This is a genomic window from Demequina iriomotensis (assembly GCF_000971395.1).
Lineage (GTDB): Bacteria > Actinomycetota > Actinomycetes > Actinomycetales > Demequinaceae > Demequina > Demequina iriomotensis.
In genome coordinates this window covers 295,208-312,014 of the sequence record NZ_BBME01000011.1, presented here as the reverse complement: position 1 = coordinate 312,014, position 16,807 = coordinate 295,208, and the positions used below count along the sequence as shown (strand labels likewise).

The following is a 16,807-nucleotide window of genomic DNA, read 5'->3' as shown; positions in this document are numbered from 1 at the left end:
GTCAGGCCGCGCACTCCGAGCAGATCGGCTGGTCGTTCTTGAAGCTCGCGAGCTGGCTGCGGTGGTGCACGAGGAAGCACGACATGCACGTGAACTCGTCCTGCTGCGCCGGCAGCACGCGGACCGAGAGCTCCTCGCCGGACAGATCGGCGCCGGGGAGCTCGAAGCCCTCCGCGGCCTCGGTCTCGTCCTCGTCGACCACGCCGGAGGTCTTGTCCGCGCGACGGGCCTTGAGCTCCTCGATGGAGTCGGCCGAGATCTCGTCGTCGGTCTTGCGCGGCGCGTCGTAATCGGTTGCCATGCGGCTGAAGTCCCTTCCACGTTCCTGTGGCTGTCTAATGCGCAGCGGGCACCTTTTGTTCCCGCGCGGCTGACGCATTCTGCACCATCCCGGAGAAGAATGCGACCCGAGCGTGCGCGGGCCTTCTAGAACGGCCGGACACCTGCCTCTGCCAGCGCATCTCGCAGGGCGTCCCACGCCTCGGGCATCGCCGCGATGACCATGTCCCCATCCGGCGCACCGCCGTCCAGGCCCGCGACCTTCACCCCCGCCTCCGTCGCGATGAGCGCCGCGGCGGCGAAGTCCCACGGATGGAGACCCTGCTCGTAGTAGGCGTCCACGGTGCCGGCCGCGACGTGGCACAGGTCGACCGAAGCCGAGCCGAGCCGCCGGATGTCGCGCACCTGAGGCAGCAGCCGCGCGACCACCTGCCCCTGGAGCGCACGCCGCTCGGCGGTGTACTGGAAGCCGGTGGCCACGAGCGTGCGGTCGAGCGGCGCGGAGCCCTCGCGCCGGAGCGCCTCGCCGTCCCGCCACGCCCCGAGGCCGCGCGCAGCCGTCCACAGGGTGCCCGCGCCGTCGCTCACCGCGCCGGCCTCGATGGTCCACCGGTGCGGCTCGGGCGGTCCGCTCACGGCGGCGACCGAGACCGAGTAGTGCGGGATCCCGTACAGGTAGTTGACCGTGCCGTCGATGGGATCGAGCACCCACGTGATGCCCGACGTCCCCTCGACGTCGTCGCCCTCCTCGCCGAGGATGCCGTCGTCCGGGCGCAGCTCGCGGATCCTGGCGCGCAGCAGCTCCTCCGCCGCAAGGTCCATCTGGGTGACGATGTCGACCGACGAGGACTTCGTGTCGGCGACGCGGGCCGAGGCGCGCCCGGCGACGATGAGCCGGCCGGCCTCCGTCGCGAGCGTGGTGGCGACCTCGAGCAAGGCGGCAGGGGTGCTCATGGGCACATCGTAGGAGGCGCCGCGACCGGAGATCCCGGCAATCGTCGTGAACCGGGGTGTCGCGGCCTCGGTCGCGATCGGGCGTGGCACCCTGATGCCATGACGCGCCTCACCCTTGTCGGCCCCTCCGAGGACGGGCTCCACCTCGTCGTGGAGTCCGAGTCGGGTGACCGCTTCGAGCTGCCCCTCTCCGACGAGCTTCGCCACGCGGTCAGGTACACGCGCCCCGCCGCGTCGCCCGCCGCCGCGTCGCCCGAGGAGTCCGACGGGCCCACGATGACGCCGCGCGAGATCCAGCAGCGCATCCGTGCCGGGCTCACGGCGGCGGAGCTCGCGGAGCTGTCCGGCACGTCCCTGGCCGCCATCGAGAAGTACGAGGGCCCCGTCGCCGCCGAGCGCCGCTACATCGCGGACCTCGCACGCGAGACCCGCATCGGCCGCGACCCCAGCGCTCCCCAGCTGGGCGACCTGGTGACCGACCGCCTGGCCGCCCGCGGCGTCGACCCCGAGTCGGTCACGTGGGACGCCTGGCGCGAGATCGACGAGCCCTGGCGCGTCGCCGCCGACTACCGCGTGTCCGGTCGCGGCGTGCGTGCCCTGTGGACGTTCGACCACTCGGCGCGGACGCTCACCGCCGAGGACGAGGAGGCGCGCTGGCTCTCGGAGACCGAGCTGCTCGACGTGCCCATCCCCCGGCGCCACCTCAGCGCCGTGCGCGACTCCGAGAAGGACGCCGCCCGACCGTTGCAGGCCACCCGCCCGCCGGCCCCCACGGAGCCCGTGCCCCTGGTGGACTCCCCCGAGGCCGCCGAGGCCGCGGCGGAGGACGATGCGCCGGCCCCCGCCGCGCGTCGCGCCCCCGAGCCCACCCAGACCGAGCTGCTGCTCGACGACCTCGACCTCCGGCGCGGCACGCGCGAGGCCGTGGCGGAGACCGACGAGGACGAGGACGACGACGAGGCGTTCGAGGGCTTCGGCCCCGCGCGCCGCGCTCGCGAGGCGGAGACGGGCTTCTCCCACCCCGCTGGTCGGGCGCGCGCGAGCGAACCCGCGGCCGCGGCTCCGCAGCCCAAGCCCGAGGAGCCGGTCGATCGGCGTCCGGCGAAGCGTGGGCGCGCCTCGGTCCCCAGCTGGGACGAGATCGTCTTCGGCGCGAAGAACGACCAGGGCTGATCGCCCGGCGGGCTCCCTCAGCCCGCCGCCACCAGCAACGGCACGTCGAGCTCCTCACGCGTGAGCGAGCCGTGCACGCCGACGAGCCCGATCGCCTCGGGCGTCTGGGTGCGGGAGTCGACCACGGTCGCCCGGCCCCCCATCGCGACCACCACGTCGCCGATGCGATCCTCGACGTGGCCGGAGACGGGTCCGAACAAGCCGAGCGCGACGGCCTCTGCGCGCTCGAGCACGGCCGCCCCCTCGCCCAGCACCGAGCGCCACCGCTCGGCCACCGCGGGCGCCGCCGACGCATCGTCCATGTGGAGGTGGAGCATGCGGGGCTCGCCCGCGACCAGCCGCACGTCCTGCGCGAGGGCGGGATCGGCCCCGATGTCCCAGCGAGGTGCGCCCGTGACGTCGACCATGCCGTGATCGGCGGTGATGACCATGGCCGCATGGCGCGGCAGGCGGGCGCGCAGGCGCCGCAGCTCCTGGTCGGCGTCCTCGAGCGCCGCCGTCCACGGTTCCGACTGCCAGCCGTGCTTGTGGCCCTGGCGGTCGAGCGCCCCCCAGTAGAGGTAGGTGAGCCCGGGCGTACGAGCGCGGCGGATCGCCTGGTCGACGCGCTCGGCCAGGCCCGTGGTGCCGATGAAGTCCCCGCCCGCCAGCGCGGCGCGGGTGAGGCCCGAACCCTCGAACTTGGCCTGACCCAGCGACGCGACGCTGAGCCCGCGCTCGTGCGCGGCGGCGAGGAGCGAGGGCTCGCGCTGCCACCGGTGCGGATCGTCTGCGCCCTCCCACGACACGAGGTTCGCGGCGGCGCCCGTCGCGGGGTTGTGCGCGGTGTAGCCGGTCATCCCCGTCGCGCCGGAGGGCCGTCCGGTGCCGAAGAGCGCGAGCGACGTCGCCGTCGTCGTGGGGAAGCCTGCGGTGATGACGGCCGACTCGGTACCGCGCAGGAACGGCGCGTGGCCCTTCCGCGCGTCGAGCTGGTGGTGGCCCAGGCCGTCGATGAGGACCACGACGATGTGCTCGGCGGCGGGGATGCCCAGACGGACCCGGTCCGCCTCGGCATCGCGCGCGGCCACCGCATCGGCGGCGCCCACCGCGGCGAGCACGCCCGGCAGCACGGCGCCCAGCTCGAGGCCGCCGTAGTCGGGGACGGACAGCCCCGCAGCCGCCAGCCGTCCCCCGGGGGTCACCCCCTGGCCCCGATCGCCCCCTGCAGCACACCCGCGAAGTCCTGCAGCGCGCGGATGGAGTCCTCGCCGTCGGCGATGAGGCTGACGCGGACCAGGATGTCGTCCGAGGTCAACGTCCCGGTGTAGCCGTGGTCCGCCTCGCAGCTCTGGTCGCCGCAGCTCGCCGGCTCGAGGTCGACCCGCGAGTGCACGGAGCCTCCCACGGCGAGCACCAGCTCGCTCGGGAGGTCGCCCTCGGAGAAGTGCTCGGGCTCGTGGACCACGTGCGTCATCGCGGTGTTCCGGATCGCGGACAGCGACGTGGTCTCGACCGTCGCCGAGGCCTCGTGGCCGCCCTCCGCGCCGTGGCCCGCGCCATCGTCCATGTGGACGCGCAGCAGGCGCGTGTCCGTGATCACCAGGACCGTCATGTGGCGGCGGACCTCGCGGTCGTCGAACGTGGTCTCGGCGTGGACGAAGTGCGCGCGCGCCTTCTCCGCCCCGATCGCCGAGCGGAGCACGGACGTGGCGAGCGCCGGGTAGTAGCCCGCGATGCGTACGGCCTGGTCGAGGGTCTGTGACATGGCCGCTATTGTCTCACCTTCGGGGGTGGACGTTCCGCCCGTCCTCAGGACGATGCGGAGGCCCTCTCCGCGTGCCTGTGCGCCGCTGTCCGACGGACGCGAGACAATACGGGCTGGACCCTGACCGCCAGAATTCTGCGAGGTGACTGATGACCGACGCGCCCGACGCGCAGATCGTCGACATCGACGTGAGCGCCGAGATGGAGGCGTCGTTCCTCGAGTACGCGTACTCGGTGATCTACTCCCGTGCCCTCCCCGACGCCCGTGACGGCCTCAAGCCCGTGCAGCGCCGCATCGTCTACATGATGCAGGACATGGGCCTGCGACCCGAGCGCGCCTATGTGAAGTCCGCGCGCGTGGTCGGCGAGGTCATGGGAAAGCTCCACCCCCACGGCGACAGCGCGATCTACGACGCGCTCGTGCGCATGGCGCAGTCCTGGTCGCTGCGCCTGCCGCTGGTCGACGGGCACGGCAACTTCGGCTCGCTGGACGACGGCCCGGCCGCCTCGCGCTACACCGAGTGCCGCCTCGCGCCCGCGTCGATGGTGATGACGGAGAACCTCGACGAGGACGTCGTCGACTTCGTCCCCAACTACGACAACAAGCTCACGCAGCCCTCCGTGCTGCCCTCGGCCGTGCCGAACCTCCTGGTCAACGGCGCCGCGGGCATCGCGGTCGGCATGGCGACCAACATGGCGCCGCACAACCTCATCGAGGTCGTCTCGGCCGCGCGCCACCTGCTGAGCAACCCCGGCGCGTCGCTCGAGGAGCTCATGCGCTTCGTCCCCGGCCCCGACCTGCCCGGTGGCGGCAAGATCGTCGGCCTCGAGGGCGTCAAGGAGGCCTACGAGTCTGGCCGCGGCAAGTTCATCACGCGCGCCACCACGCGCATCGAGAAGGTGACCGCGCGCCGCCAGGGCATCGTCGTGACCGAGCTGCCCTACATGGTCGGCCCCGAAAAGGTCATCGAGAAGATCAAGGACGCCGTCTCGAGCAAGAAGCTCGACGGCGTCTCCGCGGTCACCGACCTCACCGACCGTCACCACGGCCTGCGCCTGGTCATCGAGATCAAGAACGGCTTCAACCCGGAAGCCGTGCTCGAGAAGCTGTACAAGGTCACGCCGCTCGAGGAGTCCTTCTCCATCAACAACGTCGCGCTCGTCGACGGTGAGCCCCGCACCCTCGGGCTCAAGGAGCTCCTGCGCGTGTGGGTGGACCACCGCCTCGACGTGGTGCGCCGCCGCTCGGCGTTCCGCCTCAAGGCGCGCCAGGACCGCCTGCACCTCGTCGACGGCCTCCTCATCGCGATCCTCGACATCGACGAGGTCATCCAGATCATCCGCGCGGCGGACGATGCGTCGGTCGCCCGGGAGCGCCTGCGCACCGCCTTCGACCTGTCGGAGATCCAGGCCGAGTACATCCTCGAGCTGCGCCTGCGCCGCCTCACCAAGTTCTCACGCCTCGAGCTCGAGAACGAGAAGTCGCAGCTGCTCGCCGAGATCGCCGAGCTCGAGGAGATCCTCGGCTCCGACACCGTGCTGCGCGCGGTGGTCGGGCGCGAGATGGAGACCGCGGCCACGCAGTACGGCACGCCGCGTCGCACGATCCTGCTGGCGGACGGCGGCGCGCTCGCACCGGCGGCCACGCTGCCGGGGACGCGCGCCAAGGCGCCCGCGATGTCGCTCGAGATCGAGGACACGCCCTGCTACGCGATGCTGTCCACCACCGGCCTCATCGCTCGCACGGCGGAGGACGAGGCCCCGGCACGCGAAGGCCGCCGCTCGGCGCACGATGCGCTGCGCAGCGTGGTGCACGCCTCCGCCCGGGCCGACGTGGGCATCGTGACCAACCGCGGGCGGCTCATCCGCGTGTCGCTGCTCGACGTGCCCTCGCTCGCCCCCACGACAGAGCCGCCGTCGCTGGGCGGCGGCACCCCGGTCGCGGAGCTCGTGGCGCTCGGCAAGGGCGAGGAGGTCGTGGGCCTCGTGCCCCTCGACGGCTCCACGCCGCTCGCGCTCGGCACGCTCCAGGGCGTGGTCAAGCGCGTCAAGGCGGACGACATCCCGAACAAGGACGAGTGGGAGGTCATCGCGCTGGCCGACGGCGACGTGGTCATGGGCGCGGGAGCCGCGGCGGACGGTGACGACCTCGTCTTCGTCGCGACGGACGCGAGCATGCTCCACTTCGACGCCAAGAACGTGCGTCCTCAGGGCCGCGCGGGAGGCGGCATGGCGGGGATCAAGCTCGGCGACGGCGCGCGCGTGCTGTTCTTCGGCATCATCCGCGCCGGCACCAAGGGAGCCGTGGCCACCATCGCGGGACCGTCCGACGGCCTGCCCGGCGTGGCCGCCGGCTCCGCCAAGTGGACGCCGCTCGAGGAGTTCCCGACCAAGGGCCGCGCCACGGGAGGCGTGCGCGCGCACCGCTTCCTCAAGGGCGAGGACACCCTGCTGCTCGCCTGGGCAGGGCCCACTCCCCCACGCGCCTCGACGTCCGCCGGTCAGCCGGTCGACCTCCCCGAGGAGGCGGGCAAGCGCGACGGCTCGGGCACGGCCATGCCGACGCCCGTCGGCGGGATCGGGTGAGCGGGCTCGTCTACCGCACCGACGCCGTCGTGACGGCGGCGCAGTACATCGACGCGCTCGACCGGTCGACGCTGGGCGCCCGCCGCCCGACCGACGATCCGGTGGTGTTCGAGCGCGCGCTCGCCGCCTCGAACCTGCTGGTGACGGCATGGGACGGGGACCTGCTCGTGGGCTTCGCCCGCGCACTCACGGACCTCGAGCTCATCTGCTACCTCCAGGACCTGGGCGTCGACGTGGCGTACCAGCGCCGGGGCATCGGGCTCGAGCTCCAGCGGATCATGCGCGCGCAGCTGGGGCCCCACTGCAAGGTGCGGCTCTCGGCGGCGCCCGACGCGGCCGGGTACTACCCCGGGCTCGGCTATCGCCGCCACGAGCGCTCCTGGGAGCTTCTGCCGGGCGACCCGCTGGGCTGAGCGCAGCGGGTCGCGCGCCTCGCGGCTCCCGCCATCGCCCCTCCTCCCGACGCCCCCCCTCCCGTCGCCCCCGGTGCCGCAAGTCACGGACCTGCGGGACGCCGCCACCCGGATCCCGCATGGGCCGCTCGCGGTCGGCTCCAGGGCCGTGACTTAGAGCAGCGGCTCCTCGACCGTGGCCCGCGCCTCGCCGCCCTCGCGCAGCCGCACGCCGTCGCCGACGAGCAGCACGTCGCCCCGGAAGAACCGCAGCAGCCACAGCACCGCGTCGACGTTCGCGTCCTTCTGGATCCGCGCCGGCGCCCCCGGCTCGGCGCGCGTCGAGCGTCGGCCGATCACGTCGAGCACGGAATGCACCGCGAGCGTGTACTGCCCCCGCAGCACCGTCTCCAGCGGGCTCGAGACCCGCCGGTAACGCACCTTCACGCCGTACTCCCCCGCCTCGACGTCGGCACGATGCCCGACCTCCGCGGTGCGGCGCACGTACAGCCCCTTCTTGGGCAGGATGCGCGCCACATGGACGCCGCGCCGCATCGCGATCTCGAGGGCGAAGGCCAGGCCGTAGCCGGACGCCTCGCCCGAGCGCGAGAACACGGCGACGTCGCCGCGCACCTCGATGTCGCGCATCACCAGCACGGCGACCGTCGGGTGCCCCGCCGCGGCGGCATCGATCGCCCCGTTCACCGCCAGATGGAGGAACCTCCGCCGTCGTGGTGGCGGCGGCACCGCGAGGAGCACGCAGTCGAGGTCCGCGGCGCGCACGATGGCCTCCCGTACCTCGCCGCGGACCAGCCCGCCGTCCACGATCTCGAGCTGCGGCGTGACCGCGCGGAACCGGTCGGACGCGTCGAAGAGCGCGTCGCTGCTGAGCAGGACCAGGGTGGACGATGCACCGGCCAGCCGTGCCACGGCGCGATCGGTGAGCCGGTGAGCGTCGAGCACCGCGATCCGCCGGGTGACCTCGATGACGTGGGTCATGCGCGCCTCATCCCCTGTCGAACGCCCACTGGCGGTCCGTGAAGAGCTTCGCCACCACCAGGCCCACCATGATCGACAGCACGATGAGCACCACCTGGAGGATCGCGCCGATGGTCGCGGTGTAGTCGCCCTCGTTGAGGCGCACCACCGACTGGAACGCGAGCACGCCGGGGATCATCACGAGCACCGCCGGCACCTGGAGGGTGATGATCGGCGAGGGCGTGCGGGGCGCGGCCACCGCGACAAGCACGCCCACGAGCACGCACGCGAGCACGGTGGCCATCTGGATCATCACGCCGTGATCCGCCAGGTAGAGCCGCGCGGTGTTCGAGACCATGCCGATGAGCGCGGCGGACAGCGCCATGCGCCACGGCGAGTTGAACATCAGGGCGAAGCCGAGCACCCCCACGAGGCTGGCGACCGCCATCATCGCGTAGTGCGGGAGCGGGTCGAGCGGGATGGGCTCGCGCGCACTCGAGTCGAGGGCTCCGAGCAGCGTGATCCCCCACACCGACAGCGCGGCTCCGACGATCATCATCGTGGCGAACACCAGGCGCGATATGCCGGCGGAGAAGTCCAGCTTGGCCATGTCGAGCGCGGCTGTGATGAGCGGGAAGCCCGGCAGGAGGAACAGCGTGCACGCGATGTAGCCCGAGGCGTGGACGTCGACGTCGAGGCCGAAGGCGCCGTAGAGCGCGACCGAGGCGAGGTAGAGGCCGCACGCGAGCGCCGCCGCCACCATCGTGGTGCCGAACGGGTTGAAGCCACGATGCGCGAGGGAGCGCCGCAGGAACTGTCCCGCGGTCGCCGCGACCAGCACGGCGAGCACCTCGAGCGGTCGGGCGTTGTTGAGGACGCCGAAGGCGGCGCAGGCCGCACCCGCGGAGAGCGCGTTGACCGCCGCGGGGTAGAGCGCGGGCCTGCTCTCGATGCGGTCGAGCGCCTCGTGGACCTCCTCGACCGTGATCGACTCGGGCAGGCCCGAGCGGAAGTCGTCGAGCAGCTTGATGCGCTCGGCGTTCACGCCGAACTTGCGGACCTCGGTGACCTCGGTGCGGAAGATCGCGCCACGGTGCGTGGTCGCGGTGATCTCCGTGAGCGTCACGGCGGCGGTGTGGCGGTCCACGCCGAGCGCGTGCGCGACCGCGCCCATGGCCTCCTTGACCCGGTAGCTCGCGGTGCCGGCGGCGAGCATCATCCGGCCCATGCGCAGGATGGCCCCGGATTGCGCGATGAGGCCGACGGGTTCGAGCGAGTGCTCGGGGTCCCGGGTCTGCGCGTCTGAATCCGCCATGTCACCCCTCGTATCGATGTCGCGGCGATGCCGCCTGGCTCTCCGGGGCCTTCATTCTGGCAAACGTCGGGGCGCGCGGGCCAACGGCACGCGGACGAAGCCCCGGGCCCGGCAAAGCGGGCGCACCCGGCGTGCCCTGCCGTCGCGGCGCGCCGGCTGCCGCCATGATCCCGACCATGCCAAGGTCCCTCCTCGCGGCCATGCCCCTGCCGGTCCAGCGCTGGCTGCGACACGTCCCCGACGCCCCGCCGTCGTGGCGCGCGCTCCTCGCCTCGGGCATCGGCCTCGCCGTCCTCATGACGGTGCTGCCGAGCAGCGGGATGGACACGCGCTGGCCTGACGCCACCGTCTGGGAAGGCGGGTCCCAGGGCTACGGCGACCTGCTCCTGTTCGTCGACGCGGGCCGGACCATCCTCGAGGGTCACCCGGGCGATGCGTATGCGGACCCCGCGGTGCAAACGGGCCCGCTCGCGCTCGCCTGGGCCGCGCTGCTGGCCTGGGTCCTCCACGTCGTGGGCGCGGCGCCCGGCGTGGGGTTCGCGATCTCCGCGATCGTGGTGATCGTGCCGGCCCTGTACGGCGCGACGCGCTGGGCCGGGCGCCTGCGACCGCCCCGGTGGCTGTTCGCCACGGCGCTCGCCGTCACGGCGGGGCTCGTGGCCGCCTGGCAGCTCGCGGCGCTTGTGACGTTCCAGCACCCGACCTATGTGTGGGTCCCGGTGCTCTGGCTCGTCGCCGGCGGGTTCGCACAGCGGTCCCGTACCGTGCCGGCGGCACTGGCGCTCGTGCTCGCCTGCGGGCTCGAGACGTGGGCCGTGCTGGCGGCCCCGGTCATCCTCCTGTGCCTCCCGACGTGGCCTCGGCGCGCCGTGGGAGCGGCGGTGAGCGGGCTGGGCACTGCGGCGCTGTGGGCGCCGTTCGTGCTGAGCGATCGCTTCCACATGCTCGACTTCGCGTGGTCGACGGGCAGGCCGACGGTGCTCACGCTCCTGGTCCCGGGCGACGGAGCGGTCACCTGGACCACGCGCGTCGCGCAGGCCGCCGTCATCGTGGGAGCCGGGCTCGCCGCGTGGTTCGCCACGCGCCGGCGGTCGGACGCCGTCACGGTGGCCGTGGTGGTCGCCGCGTGGGCGCGACTGGTCACGGACCCGCTCACGTTCCCGTACTACCGGCTCTCGGTCCTGGTGCCGACGGCCGCGTTCGTGCTCGCGGCGGCGGCCTGGTACCTCGCGACCCGGTCACGGCGCGCCGCGGCAGGCGCCGGCATCGGGGTCGTGGTGCTGGCCCTCGCGCAGGCCCATCCCGTGCCGGGGCCGCCGGCCGTGCAGCTGATCCTCCACGCCGCCGCGCTGACGGCCCTCGTGGCCGCCGCCCGCGGCATCCCCGCACGGCTGCCCGATTCACCCGTGAGCCGCCCTGGAGACGGCCTGTCCGCGTCCGTCGAGGATGCCGCCGTGCGTTAGCGCGGCACGCCGACGCGACGGTGCCAGTCGCGGATGCGCCATAGCCGCGCCCGCACCAGCACCGCCTCGGCGCGAGACCCGAGCAGCGTCAGCGCCGCTCCCCCGCCCACCACGGCCGCGACGGTCGCCCCGCTCGCGTCGGACAGCGCGGCGATCACGAGCACGGCGCCCGACAGGGTCGCGGCGGCCATCGTGAGCGGACGCCCCGTCGACGCCCGCTCGCGCACCCACAGCTCGTCCAGCAGGTCGAGCTCACGCTCGGCCTCCATGAGCTCCTCCTCGAGGAGCGCGCACCGCTGCGGGACGCCCAGCAGCGAGACGTCGCGGAACACGCGGTGGGTGCCGACGGCGTTGACCCGCGGCTCGAGGTGGTAGCCGTACGGGTGCACGGGGCACGCCGGCGCACCCTCGTGAACCTCGGGGGCCCGTCCGGGCAGCCCGCTCATGCGTCGATCCGCGAGTGGTCGAGCGAGGCCGCGCCCGCGATGATGAAGTCGCGGCGGGGACCCACGTCGTTGCCCATGAGGAGCTCGAAGACGCGCTCGGCCGCCGCGGCATCGGCGCTGGTCACGCGGCGCAGGGTCCGCTTGGTCGGGTCCATCGTCGTCTCCGCGAGCTGATCCGCGTCCATCTCTCCCAGGCCCTTGTACCGCTGGATGTCGTCCTTGTACTTGCGGCCCGCGCGCTTGAGGTCGCGCAGCGTCTCCTGAAGCTCCTTCTCGGAGTACGTGTAGATGTACTCCTTCTCGCGCCGCGCGGAGCCCGAGACCTCGACGCGGTGCAGCGGCGGCACGGCGGCGAACACCCGACCGGCGTCGACGAGCGGGCGCATGTAGCGGAAGAACAGCGTGAGCAGCAGCGTGCGGATGTGGGCGCCGTCGACGTCGGCGTCCGTCATGAGGATGATCTTGCCGTAGCGCGCCTGCTCGAGGTCGAACGTACGTCCAGAGCCGGCGCCGACGACCTGGATGATCGACGCGCACTCGGCGTTGTGCAGCATGTCCGTGACGGACGCCTTCTGCACGTTGAGGATCTTGCCGCGGATCGGCAGCAACGCCTGGAAGTCGGACTGGCGGGCGAGCTTCGCGGTGCCGAGCGCCGAGTCGCCCTCGACGATGAACAGCTCGGACTGCTCGACGTCGTTGGAGCGGCAGTCGGCGAGCTTCGACGGCAGCGACGAGGTCTCGAGCGCGTTCTTGCGCCGCGAGATCTCCTTCTGCTTGCGGGCGGCCACACGGGCCCGCATCTCCGCGACCACCTTCTCGAGGACGATGCTCGCCTGCGCCTTCGTGTCGCGCTTGGGCGAGGTGAGGATCGCGGTGAGCTCCTGCTCGACGACCTTGGCGACGATCCCGCGCACGGGACCGGTGCCGAGCACCTCCTTGGTCTGCCCCTCGAACTGCGGCTCGGGGATGCGCACCGTCACCACGGCCGTGAGGCCCGCCATGATGTCGTCCTTCTCGATGCGCTCGGCGCCGTCCTTGCCCGTGAGCTTGAGGCGCCGCGCGTTCGCCGAGATCTGCGCGCGCAGCACCTTGACGATGCCCTGCTCGAAGCCCGCGAGGTGCGTGCCGCCCTTGGGCGTCGAGATGATGTTGACGAACGAGCGGGTCTCGGACTCGTAGCCCGTCCCCCAGCGCAGCGCAACGTCGACCTGGCACTCGCGCTCGACCTCCTCGGACACGAGGTGCCCGTTGGGCTTGAGCACGGGCACGGTCTCCCGGTAGGTGCCGGTGCCGGTGAGCTCCCACGTGTCGGTCACCGCGGCGTCGTGCGAGATGAAGTCGACAAAGTCCTTGGCGCCGCCCTCGTAGCGGAAGGTCTCCTCCGTCACCGCATCGGGGTTGCGCTCGTCGCGCACCACGAGCGCGAGCCCGGGCACCAGGAACGCGGTCTGGCGCGCACGCGTCACCAAGTCCTCGTAGCTGAACGACGCACCCTTGTTGAAGATCTGGCGGTCCGCCCAGTAGCGGATGCGGGTGCCGGTGCGCGCCTTGGCCACCTTGCCCACGATCGCGAGCTCGGAGCCCGTGACGAACGGCGTGAAGCCCGCATCCGGCACGGGGCCGCTCGCGGGGTCCTGGAAGTAGCCCGGCTCTCCGCGCCGGAAGCCCATGTGGTGCGTCTGGCCGCCGCGGTCGACCCACACGTCCAAGCGCTCGCTCAGGGCGTTGACCACCGAGGCGCCGACGCCGTGCAGGCCGCCCGACGCGGCGTACGAGCCGCCGCCGAACTTCCCGCCCGCGTGCAGCTTGGTCATGACCACCTCGACGCCGGTGAGGCCGGTCTTGGGCTCGACGTCGACGGGGATGCCGCGACCCTGGTCGCGCACCTCCACCGAGTCGTCCGGGTACAGCACGATGTCGATCCGGTCGCCGAAGCCGCCCAGCGCCTCGTCCACCGAGTTGTCGATGATCTCCCACAGGCAGTGCATGAGGCCACGCGAGTCGGTGGTGCCGATGTACATGCCGGGACGCTTGCGCACCGCCTCGAGGCCTTCGAGGACGGACAGATGCCTAGCCGAGTAGTCGTTCGCCACGGCGGACATCTTAGTTGGGGCGGCCGACACCACGGCGCCGCCTCTCCGATGAGCGTGCGGATGACGACGGGACGTGGGAGCGTTATGCCTGGCATGAAGGGGGCACGATGACCGTGACGGCACAGCGGCGGATCACACCTGGCGACCTGGTCGCGCGCGGGGTGGTGGCCGCGTCCGCGATCCTCGCGATCCTCGGCGGCGCCTGGGGCTCGGGCGCCTTCGGCGGCACCCCGATCGAGGAGGCCGTCGACGGAGCGCTCGCCTCGGACGCCACGCTGATCGCGCCGGCCGCGCCCGCGTTCGCGATCTGGGGCGCGATCTATGCCGGCCTGGCGGTGTTCGCCGTCGCGCAGGCGCTGCCGCGGCCGGGCTCGAGCAGCCGGGTCCGCGCCGCGAGCCTGCCCATGCTGCTCGCGATGGTCATGAGCTTCGTATGGGTCTACACCATCCAGCACGGATGGCTCGCGGCCTCTGTCGGCGCATGCGCCGCGCTGGTCGCGTGCCTCGGCTGGGCGGCCGCGGTGCTGGTCCGCCGGCCCGCCAGAGGTCTCCTCGAGGCGGCCACGATCGACCTGCCCGTCGGCCTCTTCCTCGGCTGGGCGGCCGTCGCCACGGTCGCGAACGTCACCGCGCTCGGCGCGTGGTGGCTCGGCACGCCGGCCGATGCGGGCATGCCCGCGGCGCTCGGCGTGCTCGTGGGCACCGGCTTCCTCGGCGTCGCGATGGTGCGCGACCTGTCGGCGTCGCCCGCGCTCGGCTGGGTCGCCACGGCGGGCTTCGCGTGGGGCCTCGCGTGGATCGGCGAGGGACGGCTCCACGGCGAGCCGGCCGATGCGCTGGTCGGGTGGACCGCGCTCGCGGCGGCGGCCTGCGTGGTCCTCACCACGGCGGTCGCCACCATCGCGGCGGCCGTCGCGCGCGTGGTGCGGGCGCGACGTGCGCGCGAGCGCGGCGTCGAGGATTACGGCTGACGAGGTCCTGCTACCGGCGCGGCCGCAGGCGCTGCGAGGTCATCGCCACGTTGTCGTGCTTGATGAAGAATCCGAGGTCCTGGTAGAGATGCAGGCCCGCGGGGCTTGCGTGCAGCTCGACCACCTCGATCCCCCGTCGGTCCGTCTCGGCGAGCAGCGCCTCCATGATCGCGCGCGCGTAGCCCTTGCGCTGGTGCTGCGGCGCCGTGGACACCCATTGGATGTAGCCCATCTCGTGCGCCTGCGCGCCGGGTCGCGCCAGCCTGCGCGCGACGTTGACCAGGCCGCACGCGGCCAGCCCGCCCTCCGGGGCGTCGATCACCATCCCGAACAGGTCCTGCCCCATCCGGTCGCGGACCGTGCGCGTCGACTCGACGGCCCAGGTGGGCGTGGGCTTGGCCCCGACCGCCTTGTACATGAGCGCGCCGAGGTGGACGATCTCGGCTGCGTCCTCCGAGGTCGCGGGACGGACCTCGGTCACCTCAGCGCCACGCGACGGCGACGACGATGTTGACCACCGTCAGCGCACCCACGAGCCAGTACTGGACCACCGGGTTCTCGCGCTTGCGGCTCGACTCAGCGATGCCGGCGATCGCGAGCGCGATGACGAGCTTCACGGCGATCTTCACGTGGTCGGGCTCGTAGCCCGTCTCGTCGGATCGCGCGAATGCGAGCCCCGCGAGCGCGAGGCCCGTGACGATCTGCGCGCGCGCACCCCACAGCATCGCGATGGTGATGCGCTTCGTGTCCGCCCGGAGCTGCTCGAGCGCGGGCCCGAGGATCGCGGCCAGGCCGATGAAGTGGAGCACCAGCAGGGCGTAGCGCAGAGCGGTCACGGGGCAACTCCTCGGTAGAACAGCGGGACGGCACGATGCTAGCGTGCGCGTGCGCATGCCTCACCCCTGAACCAGCGCCGATGCGGGTGACCGCCTAGCGTGGGAGTCCTATGAGCGCCTTCGAGAGCTGGGTGGTCTCCGCAAGCGACAGCCTGTGGACGTGGCTGGTCCTGCCGCTGGTCGCGGTGCTCGGCCTGTACTTCACCGGCCGCTCCGGCCTGGTGCAGGTGCGCATGCTCCCGCAGATGTTCCGGGGGCTGAGCGACCGCACCCCGACGGATGCGCGCGGGCACGCGCAATCGCTCTCCGCCTTCCAGGCCTTCACCGTGTCCGCCGCCTCGCGCGTGGGCATCGGCAACATCGCGGGCGTGGGCACCGCGATCGCGGTCGGCGGGCCCGGCGCCGTCGCATGGATGTGGCTCATGGCGCTGTTCGGTTCCGCGACCGGCTTCGTCGAGGCCACGCTCGCGCAGCTGTACAAGCATCGCGACGCCGCCGGGTTCCGGGGCGGCCCCGCGTACTACATCCAACGCGGCCTGGGCCGGCGGTGGCTCGGCGTCGTCCTCGCGATCGTGCTCATCGTGGCCGCGCCGCTCGCGGTCAACATGCTCCAGTCGTTCACCATCGCCGAGACCGTCACCAACTCGTTCGACGGTGGCGCGCCGGGCTGGGTCGCACCGGCGGTCGCGACGTTCGTCGCCGTGGCGACCGCCGCCGTGGTGCTCGGCGGGACCCACCGCATCGCGCTCGTGACGGAGACGCTCGTGCCGGCGATGGCGGTCCTGTACCTCGCGCTCGGCGTCGTCATCGTGGTCCTGCACCTCGACGCCGTCGGGCCCGTGCTCGCGGCGATCGCGCACGACGCGGTCACGGGTGAGGCCGTCGCCGGCGGCGCGATCGGCACCGTCATCCTCACCGGGGTCCAGCGCGGCATGTTCTCGAACGAGGCCGGCTTCGGCACCGCCCCCAATGCCGCCGCCAGCGCGGCGACGACGCACCCTGTCAAGCAGGGCCTCGTGCAGACGCTCGGCGTCTACTTCGACACATTCTTCGTGTGCTCGATCACCGCCTTCATCATCCTCGTGACGCGACCCGACCTCGAGTCCGCGGAGCCCGGGATCGCGCTCACCCACGACGCGATCGTCGGATCGCTGGGAGGCTGGGCCGGGATCCTGTTGTCAGTGATCGTGTTCATGCTTGCGTTCAGCACCATCCTCGGCCTCTACTTCTACGGCGAGTCGAACGTCGAGTTCATGAGCGAGCACCCCGCAGCCCTCTGGGTCTACCGGGTCCTGGTGCTCGGCGCCGTGCTCGTGGGCGGGCTCGTGACGGCGTCCGTGGTGTGGTCCCTGTCGGATCTGCTGCTCGGGGTGCTGGCGATCATCAACCTCGTCGCGATCGCGCCCCTGTCCCGCCACGCCTTCGCGCTGCTCAAGGACTTCCGCGTGCAGCGACGCGAGGGCCGCGACCCGGTGTTCACCCGCGACCGGCTGCCGGGAGCGCGGGGCGTCGAGGTCTGGGAGGACGAGCAGTCCGTGACGGGGTTGCCTCCGCGCTCCGGCACCGGCGGCTAGC

16 protein-coding genes are annotated in these 16,807 nt (G+C 72.7%); 6 read left to right on the top strand and 10 right to left on the bottom strand.

Translation table 11 applies throughout. The features are described from left to right. Window position 1 precedes the first annotated feature (1 nt). Both AOM09_RS06650 and AOM09_RS06645 read right to left on the bottom strand, forming a co-directional pair. The gene (locus tag AOM09_RS06650) at window positions 2–301 is read right to left on the bottom strand and encodes a DUF4193 domain-containing protein (RefSeq protein ID WP_042211966.1); all 300 of its coding nucleotides are present in this window, start codon (window positions 299–301) and stop codon (window positions 2–4) included. 125 nt (window positions 302–426) lie between these two features. Next, window positions 427–1,233: an inositol monophosphatase family protein gene (locus AOM09_RS06645; RefSeq protein WP_062385857.1), complete on the bottom strand. Its 807-nt coding sequence runs from the start codon at window positions 1,231–1,233 to the stop codon at window positions 427–429. Between the two features lie 99 nt (window positions 1,234–1,332). Between AOM09_RS06645 and sepH the strand changes: the two genes are divergently transcribed. Beyond that, window positions 1,333–2,406 carry a septation protein SepH gene (gene sepH, locus AOM09_RS06640; protein WP_062385855.1) on the top strand — a complete coding sequence of 358 codons (1,074 nt, stop codon included), beginning with the start codon at window positions 1,333–1,335 and terminating at the stop codon, window positions 2,404–2,406. A 17-nt stretch (window positions 2,407–2,423) separates the two neighbouring features. Here sepH and AOM09_RS06635 read toward each other — a convergent pair whose 3' ends face one another. After that, on the bottom strand, window positions 2,424–3,590 hold the full coding sequence (locus AOM09_RS06635) for an alkaline phosphatase family protein (protein WP_062385853.1): 1,167 nt from the start codon (window positions 3,588–3,590) through the stop codon (window positions 2,424–2,426). Then, the gene (locus AOM09_RS06630) at window positions 3,587–4,153 is read right to left on the bottom strand and encodes a DUF5998 family protein (RefSeq protein WP_156162272.1); all 567 of its coding nucleotides are present in this window, start codon (window positions 4,151–4,153) and stop codon (window positions 3,587–3,589) included. The genes AOM09_RS06635 and AOM09_RS06630 overlap by 4 nt, the downstream gene beginning before the upstream one ends. A 149-nt stretch (window positions 4,154–4,302) precedes the next feature. On the opposite strand from AOM09_RS06630, the gene AOM09_RS06625 reads away from it, so the two are divergent. After that, a complete protein-coding gene (locus AOM09_RS06625; RefSeq protein ID WP_062385848.1) occupies window positions 4,303–6,738 on the top strand; it encodes a DNA gyrase/topoisomerase IV subunit A in 2,436 nt (811 codons plus the stop codon). After that, on the top strand, window positions 6,735–7,151 hold the full coding sequence (locus AOM09_RS06620) for a GNAT family N-acetyltransferase (RefSeq protein ID WP_062385846.1): 417 nt from the start codon (window positions 6,735–6,737) through the stop codon (window positions 7,149–7,151). The genes AOM09_RS06625 and AOM09_RS06620 overlap by 4 nt, the downstream gene beginning before the upstream one ends. 153 nt (window positions 7,152–7,304) lie before the next feature. Here AOM09_RS06620 and AOM09_RS06615 read toward each other — a convergent pair whose 3' ends face one another. Both AOM09_RS06615 and AOM09_RS06610 read right to left on the bottom strand, forming a co-directional pair. After that, a complete protein-coding gene (locus AOM09_RS06615) occupies window positions 7,305–8,129 on the bottom strand; it encodes a hypothetical protein (protein WP_062385844.1) in 825 nt (274 codons plus the stop codon). Between the two features lie 7 nt (window positions 8,130–8,136). Next, complete coding sequence (locus tag AOM09_RS06610) at window positions 8,137–9,423, bottom strand: threonine/serine exporter family protein (protein WP_062385841.1); 1,287 nt, start codon at window positions 9,421–9,423, stop codon at window positions 8,137–8,139. 176 nt (window positions 9,424–9,599) lie between these two features. On the opposite strand from AOM09_RS06610, the gene AOM09_RS06605 reads away from it, so the two are divergent. Then, window positions 9,600–10,886 (top strand): hypothetical protein, encoded by a 1,287-nt coding sequence (locus tag AOM09_RS06605; protein WP_156162271.1) that lies wholly within the window; start codon window positions 9,600–9,602, stop codon window positions 10,884–10,886. Here the strand turns inward: AOM09_RS06605 and AOM09_RS06600 are convergent. Both AOM09_RS06600 and AOM09_RS06595 read right to left on the bottom strand, forming a co-directional pair. Continuing rightward, window positions 10,883–11,332: a hypothetical protein gene (locus AOM09_RS06600; RefSeq protein ID WP_062385836.1), complete on the bottom strand. Its 450-nt coding sequence runs from the start codon at window positions 11,330–11,332 to the stop codon at window positions 10,883–10,885. The two genes, AOM09_RS06605 and AOM09_RS06600, sit on opposite strands and share 4 nt — an antisense overlap. Beyond that, window positions 11,329–13,434, bottom strand: a complete 2,106-nt coding sequence (locus tag AOM09_RS06595) for a DNA gyrase/topoisomerase IV subunit B (protein WP_062385834.1) — start codon at window positions 13,432–13,434, stop codon at window positions 11,329–11,331. Before AOM09_RS06595 ends, AOM09_RS06600 begins: the two co-directional genes overlap by 4 nt. A gap of 98 nt (window positions 13,435–13,532) precedes the next feature. On the opposite strand from AOM09_RS06595, the gene AOM09_RS06590 reads away from it, so the two are divergent. Next, the gene (locus AOM09_RS06590; RefSeq protein ID WP_062385832.1) at window positions 13,533–14,396 is read left to right on the top strand and encodes a TspO-related membrane protein; all 864 of its coding nucleotides are present in this window, start codon (window positions 13,533–13,535) and stop codon (window positions 14,394–14,396) included. Window positions 14,397–14,406: 10 nt separating this feature from the next. Here the strand turns inward: AOM09_RS06590 and AOM09_RS06585 are convergent, their stop codons facing one another. Then, entirely contained in the window at window positions 14,407–14,877 is a 471-nt protein-coding gene (locus AOM09_RS06585) for a GNAT family N-acetyltransferase (RefSeq protein ID WP_062385830.1), read from the bottom strand. Window position 14,878: 1 nt separating this feature from the next. Further along, a complete protein-coding gene (locus tag AOM09_RS06580; RefSeq protein ID WP_062385829.1) occupies window positions 14,879–15,232 on the bottom strand; it encodes a hypothetical protein in 354 nt (117 codons plus the stop codon). 110 nt (window positions 15,233–15,342) lie between these two features. Between AOM09_RS06580 and AOM09_RS06575 the strand changes: the two genes are divergently transcribed. Beyond that, a complete protein-coding gene (locus AOM09_RS06575) occupies window positions 15,343–16,806 on the top strand; it encodes an alanine/glycine:cation symporter family protein (protein ID WP_062385827.1) in 1,464 nt (487 codons plus the stop codon). Window position 16,807: the final 1 nt, after the last annotated feature.

What these genes read in the sequence shown, in the direction of transcription:
- AOM09_RS06650 (WP_042211966.1), bottom strand. Translation starts at nt 301, where the DNA reads ATGGCAACCGATTACGACGCGCCGCGCAAGACCGACGACGAGATCTCG.
- AOM09_RS06645 (WP_062385857.1), bottom strand. Translation starts at nt 1,233, where the DNA reads ATGAGCACCCCTGCCGCCTTGCTCGAGGTCGCCACCACGCTCGCGACG.
- sepH (WP_062385855.1), top strand. Translation starts at nt 1,333, where the DNA reads ATGACGCGCCTCACCCTTGTCGGCCCCTCCGAGGACGGGCTCCACCTC.
- AOM09_RS06630 (WP_156162272.1), bottom strand. Translation starts at nt 4,153, where the DNA reads ATGTCACAGACCCTCGACCAGGCCGTACGCATCGCGGGCTACTACCCG.
- AOM09_RS06625 (WP_062385848.1), top strand. Translation starts at nt 4,303, where the DNA reads ATGACCGACGCGCCCGACGCGCAGATCGTCGACATCGACGTGAGCGCC.
- AOM09_RS06615 (WP_062385844.1), bottom strand. Translation starts at nt 8,129, where the DNA reads ATGACCCACGTCATCGAGGTCACCCGGCGGATCGCGGTGCTCGACGCT.
- AOM09_RS06610 (WP_062385841.1), bottom strand. Translation starts at nt 9,423, where the DNA reads ATGGCGGATTCAGACGCGCAGACCCGGGACCCCGAGCACTCGCTCGAA.
- AOM09_RS06605 (WP_156162271.1), top strand. Translation starts at nt 9,600, where the DNA reads ATGCCAAGGTCCCTCCTCGCGGCCATGCCCCTGCCGGTCCAGCGCTGG.
- AOM09_RS06600 (WP_062385836.1), bottom strand. Translation starts at nt 11,332, where the DNA reads ATGAGCGGGCTGCCCGGACGGGCCCCCGAGGTTCACGAGGGTGCGCCG.
- AOM09_RS06595 (WP_062385834.1), bottom strand. Translation starts at nt 13,434, where the DNA reads ATGTCCGCCGTGGCGAACGACTACTCGGCTAGGCATCTGTCCGTCCTC.
- AOM09_RS06590 (WP_062385832.1), top strand. Translation starts at nt 13,533, where the DNA reads ATGACCGTGACGGCACAGCGGCGGATCACACCTGGCGACCTGGTCGCG.
- AOM09_RS06575 (WP_062385827.1), top strand. Translation starts at nt 15,343, where the DNA reads ATGAGCGCCTTCGAGAGCTGGGTGGTCTCCGCAAGCGACAGCCTGTGG.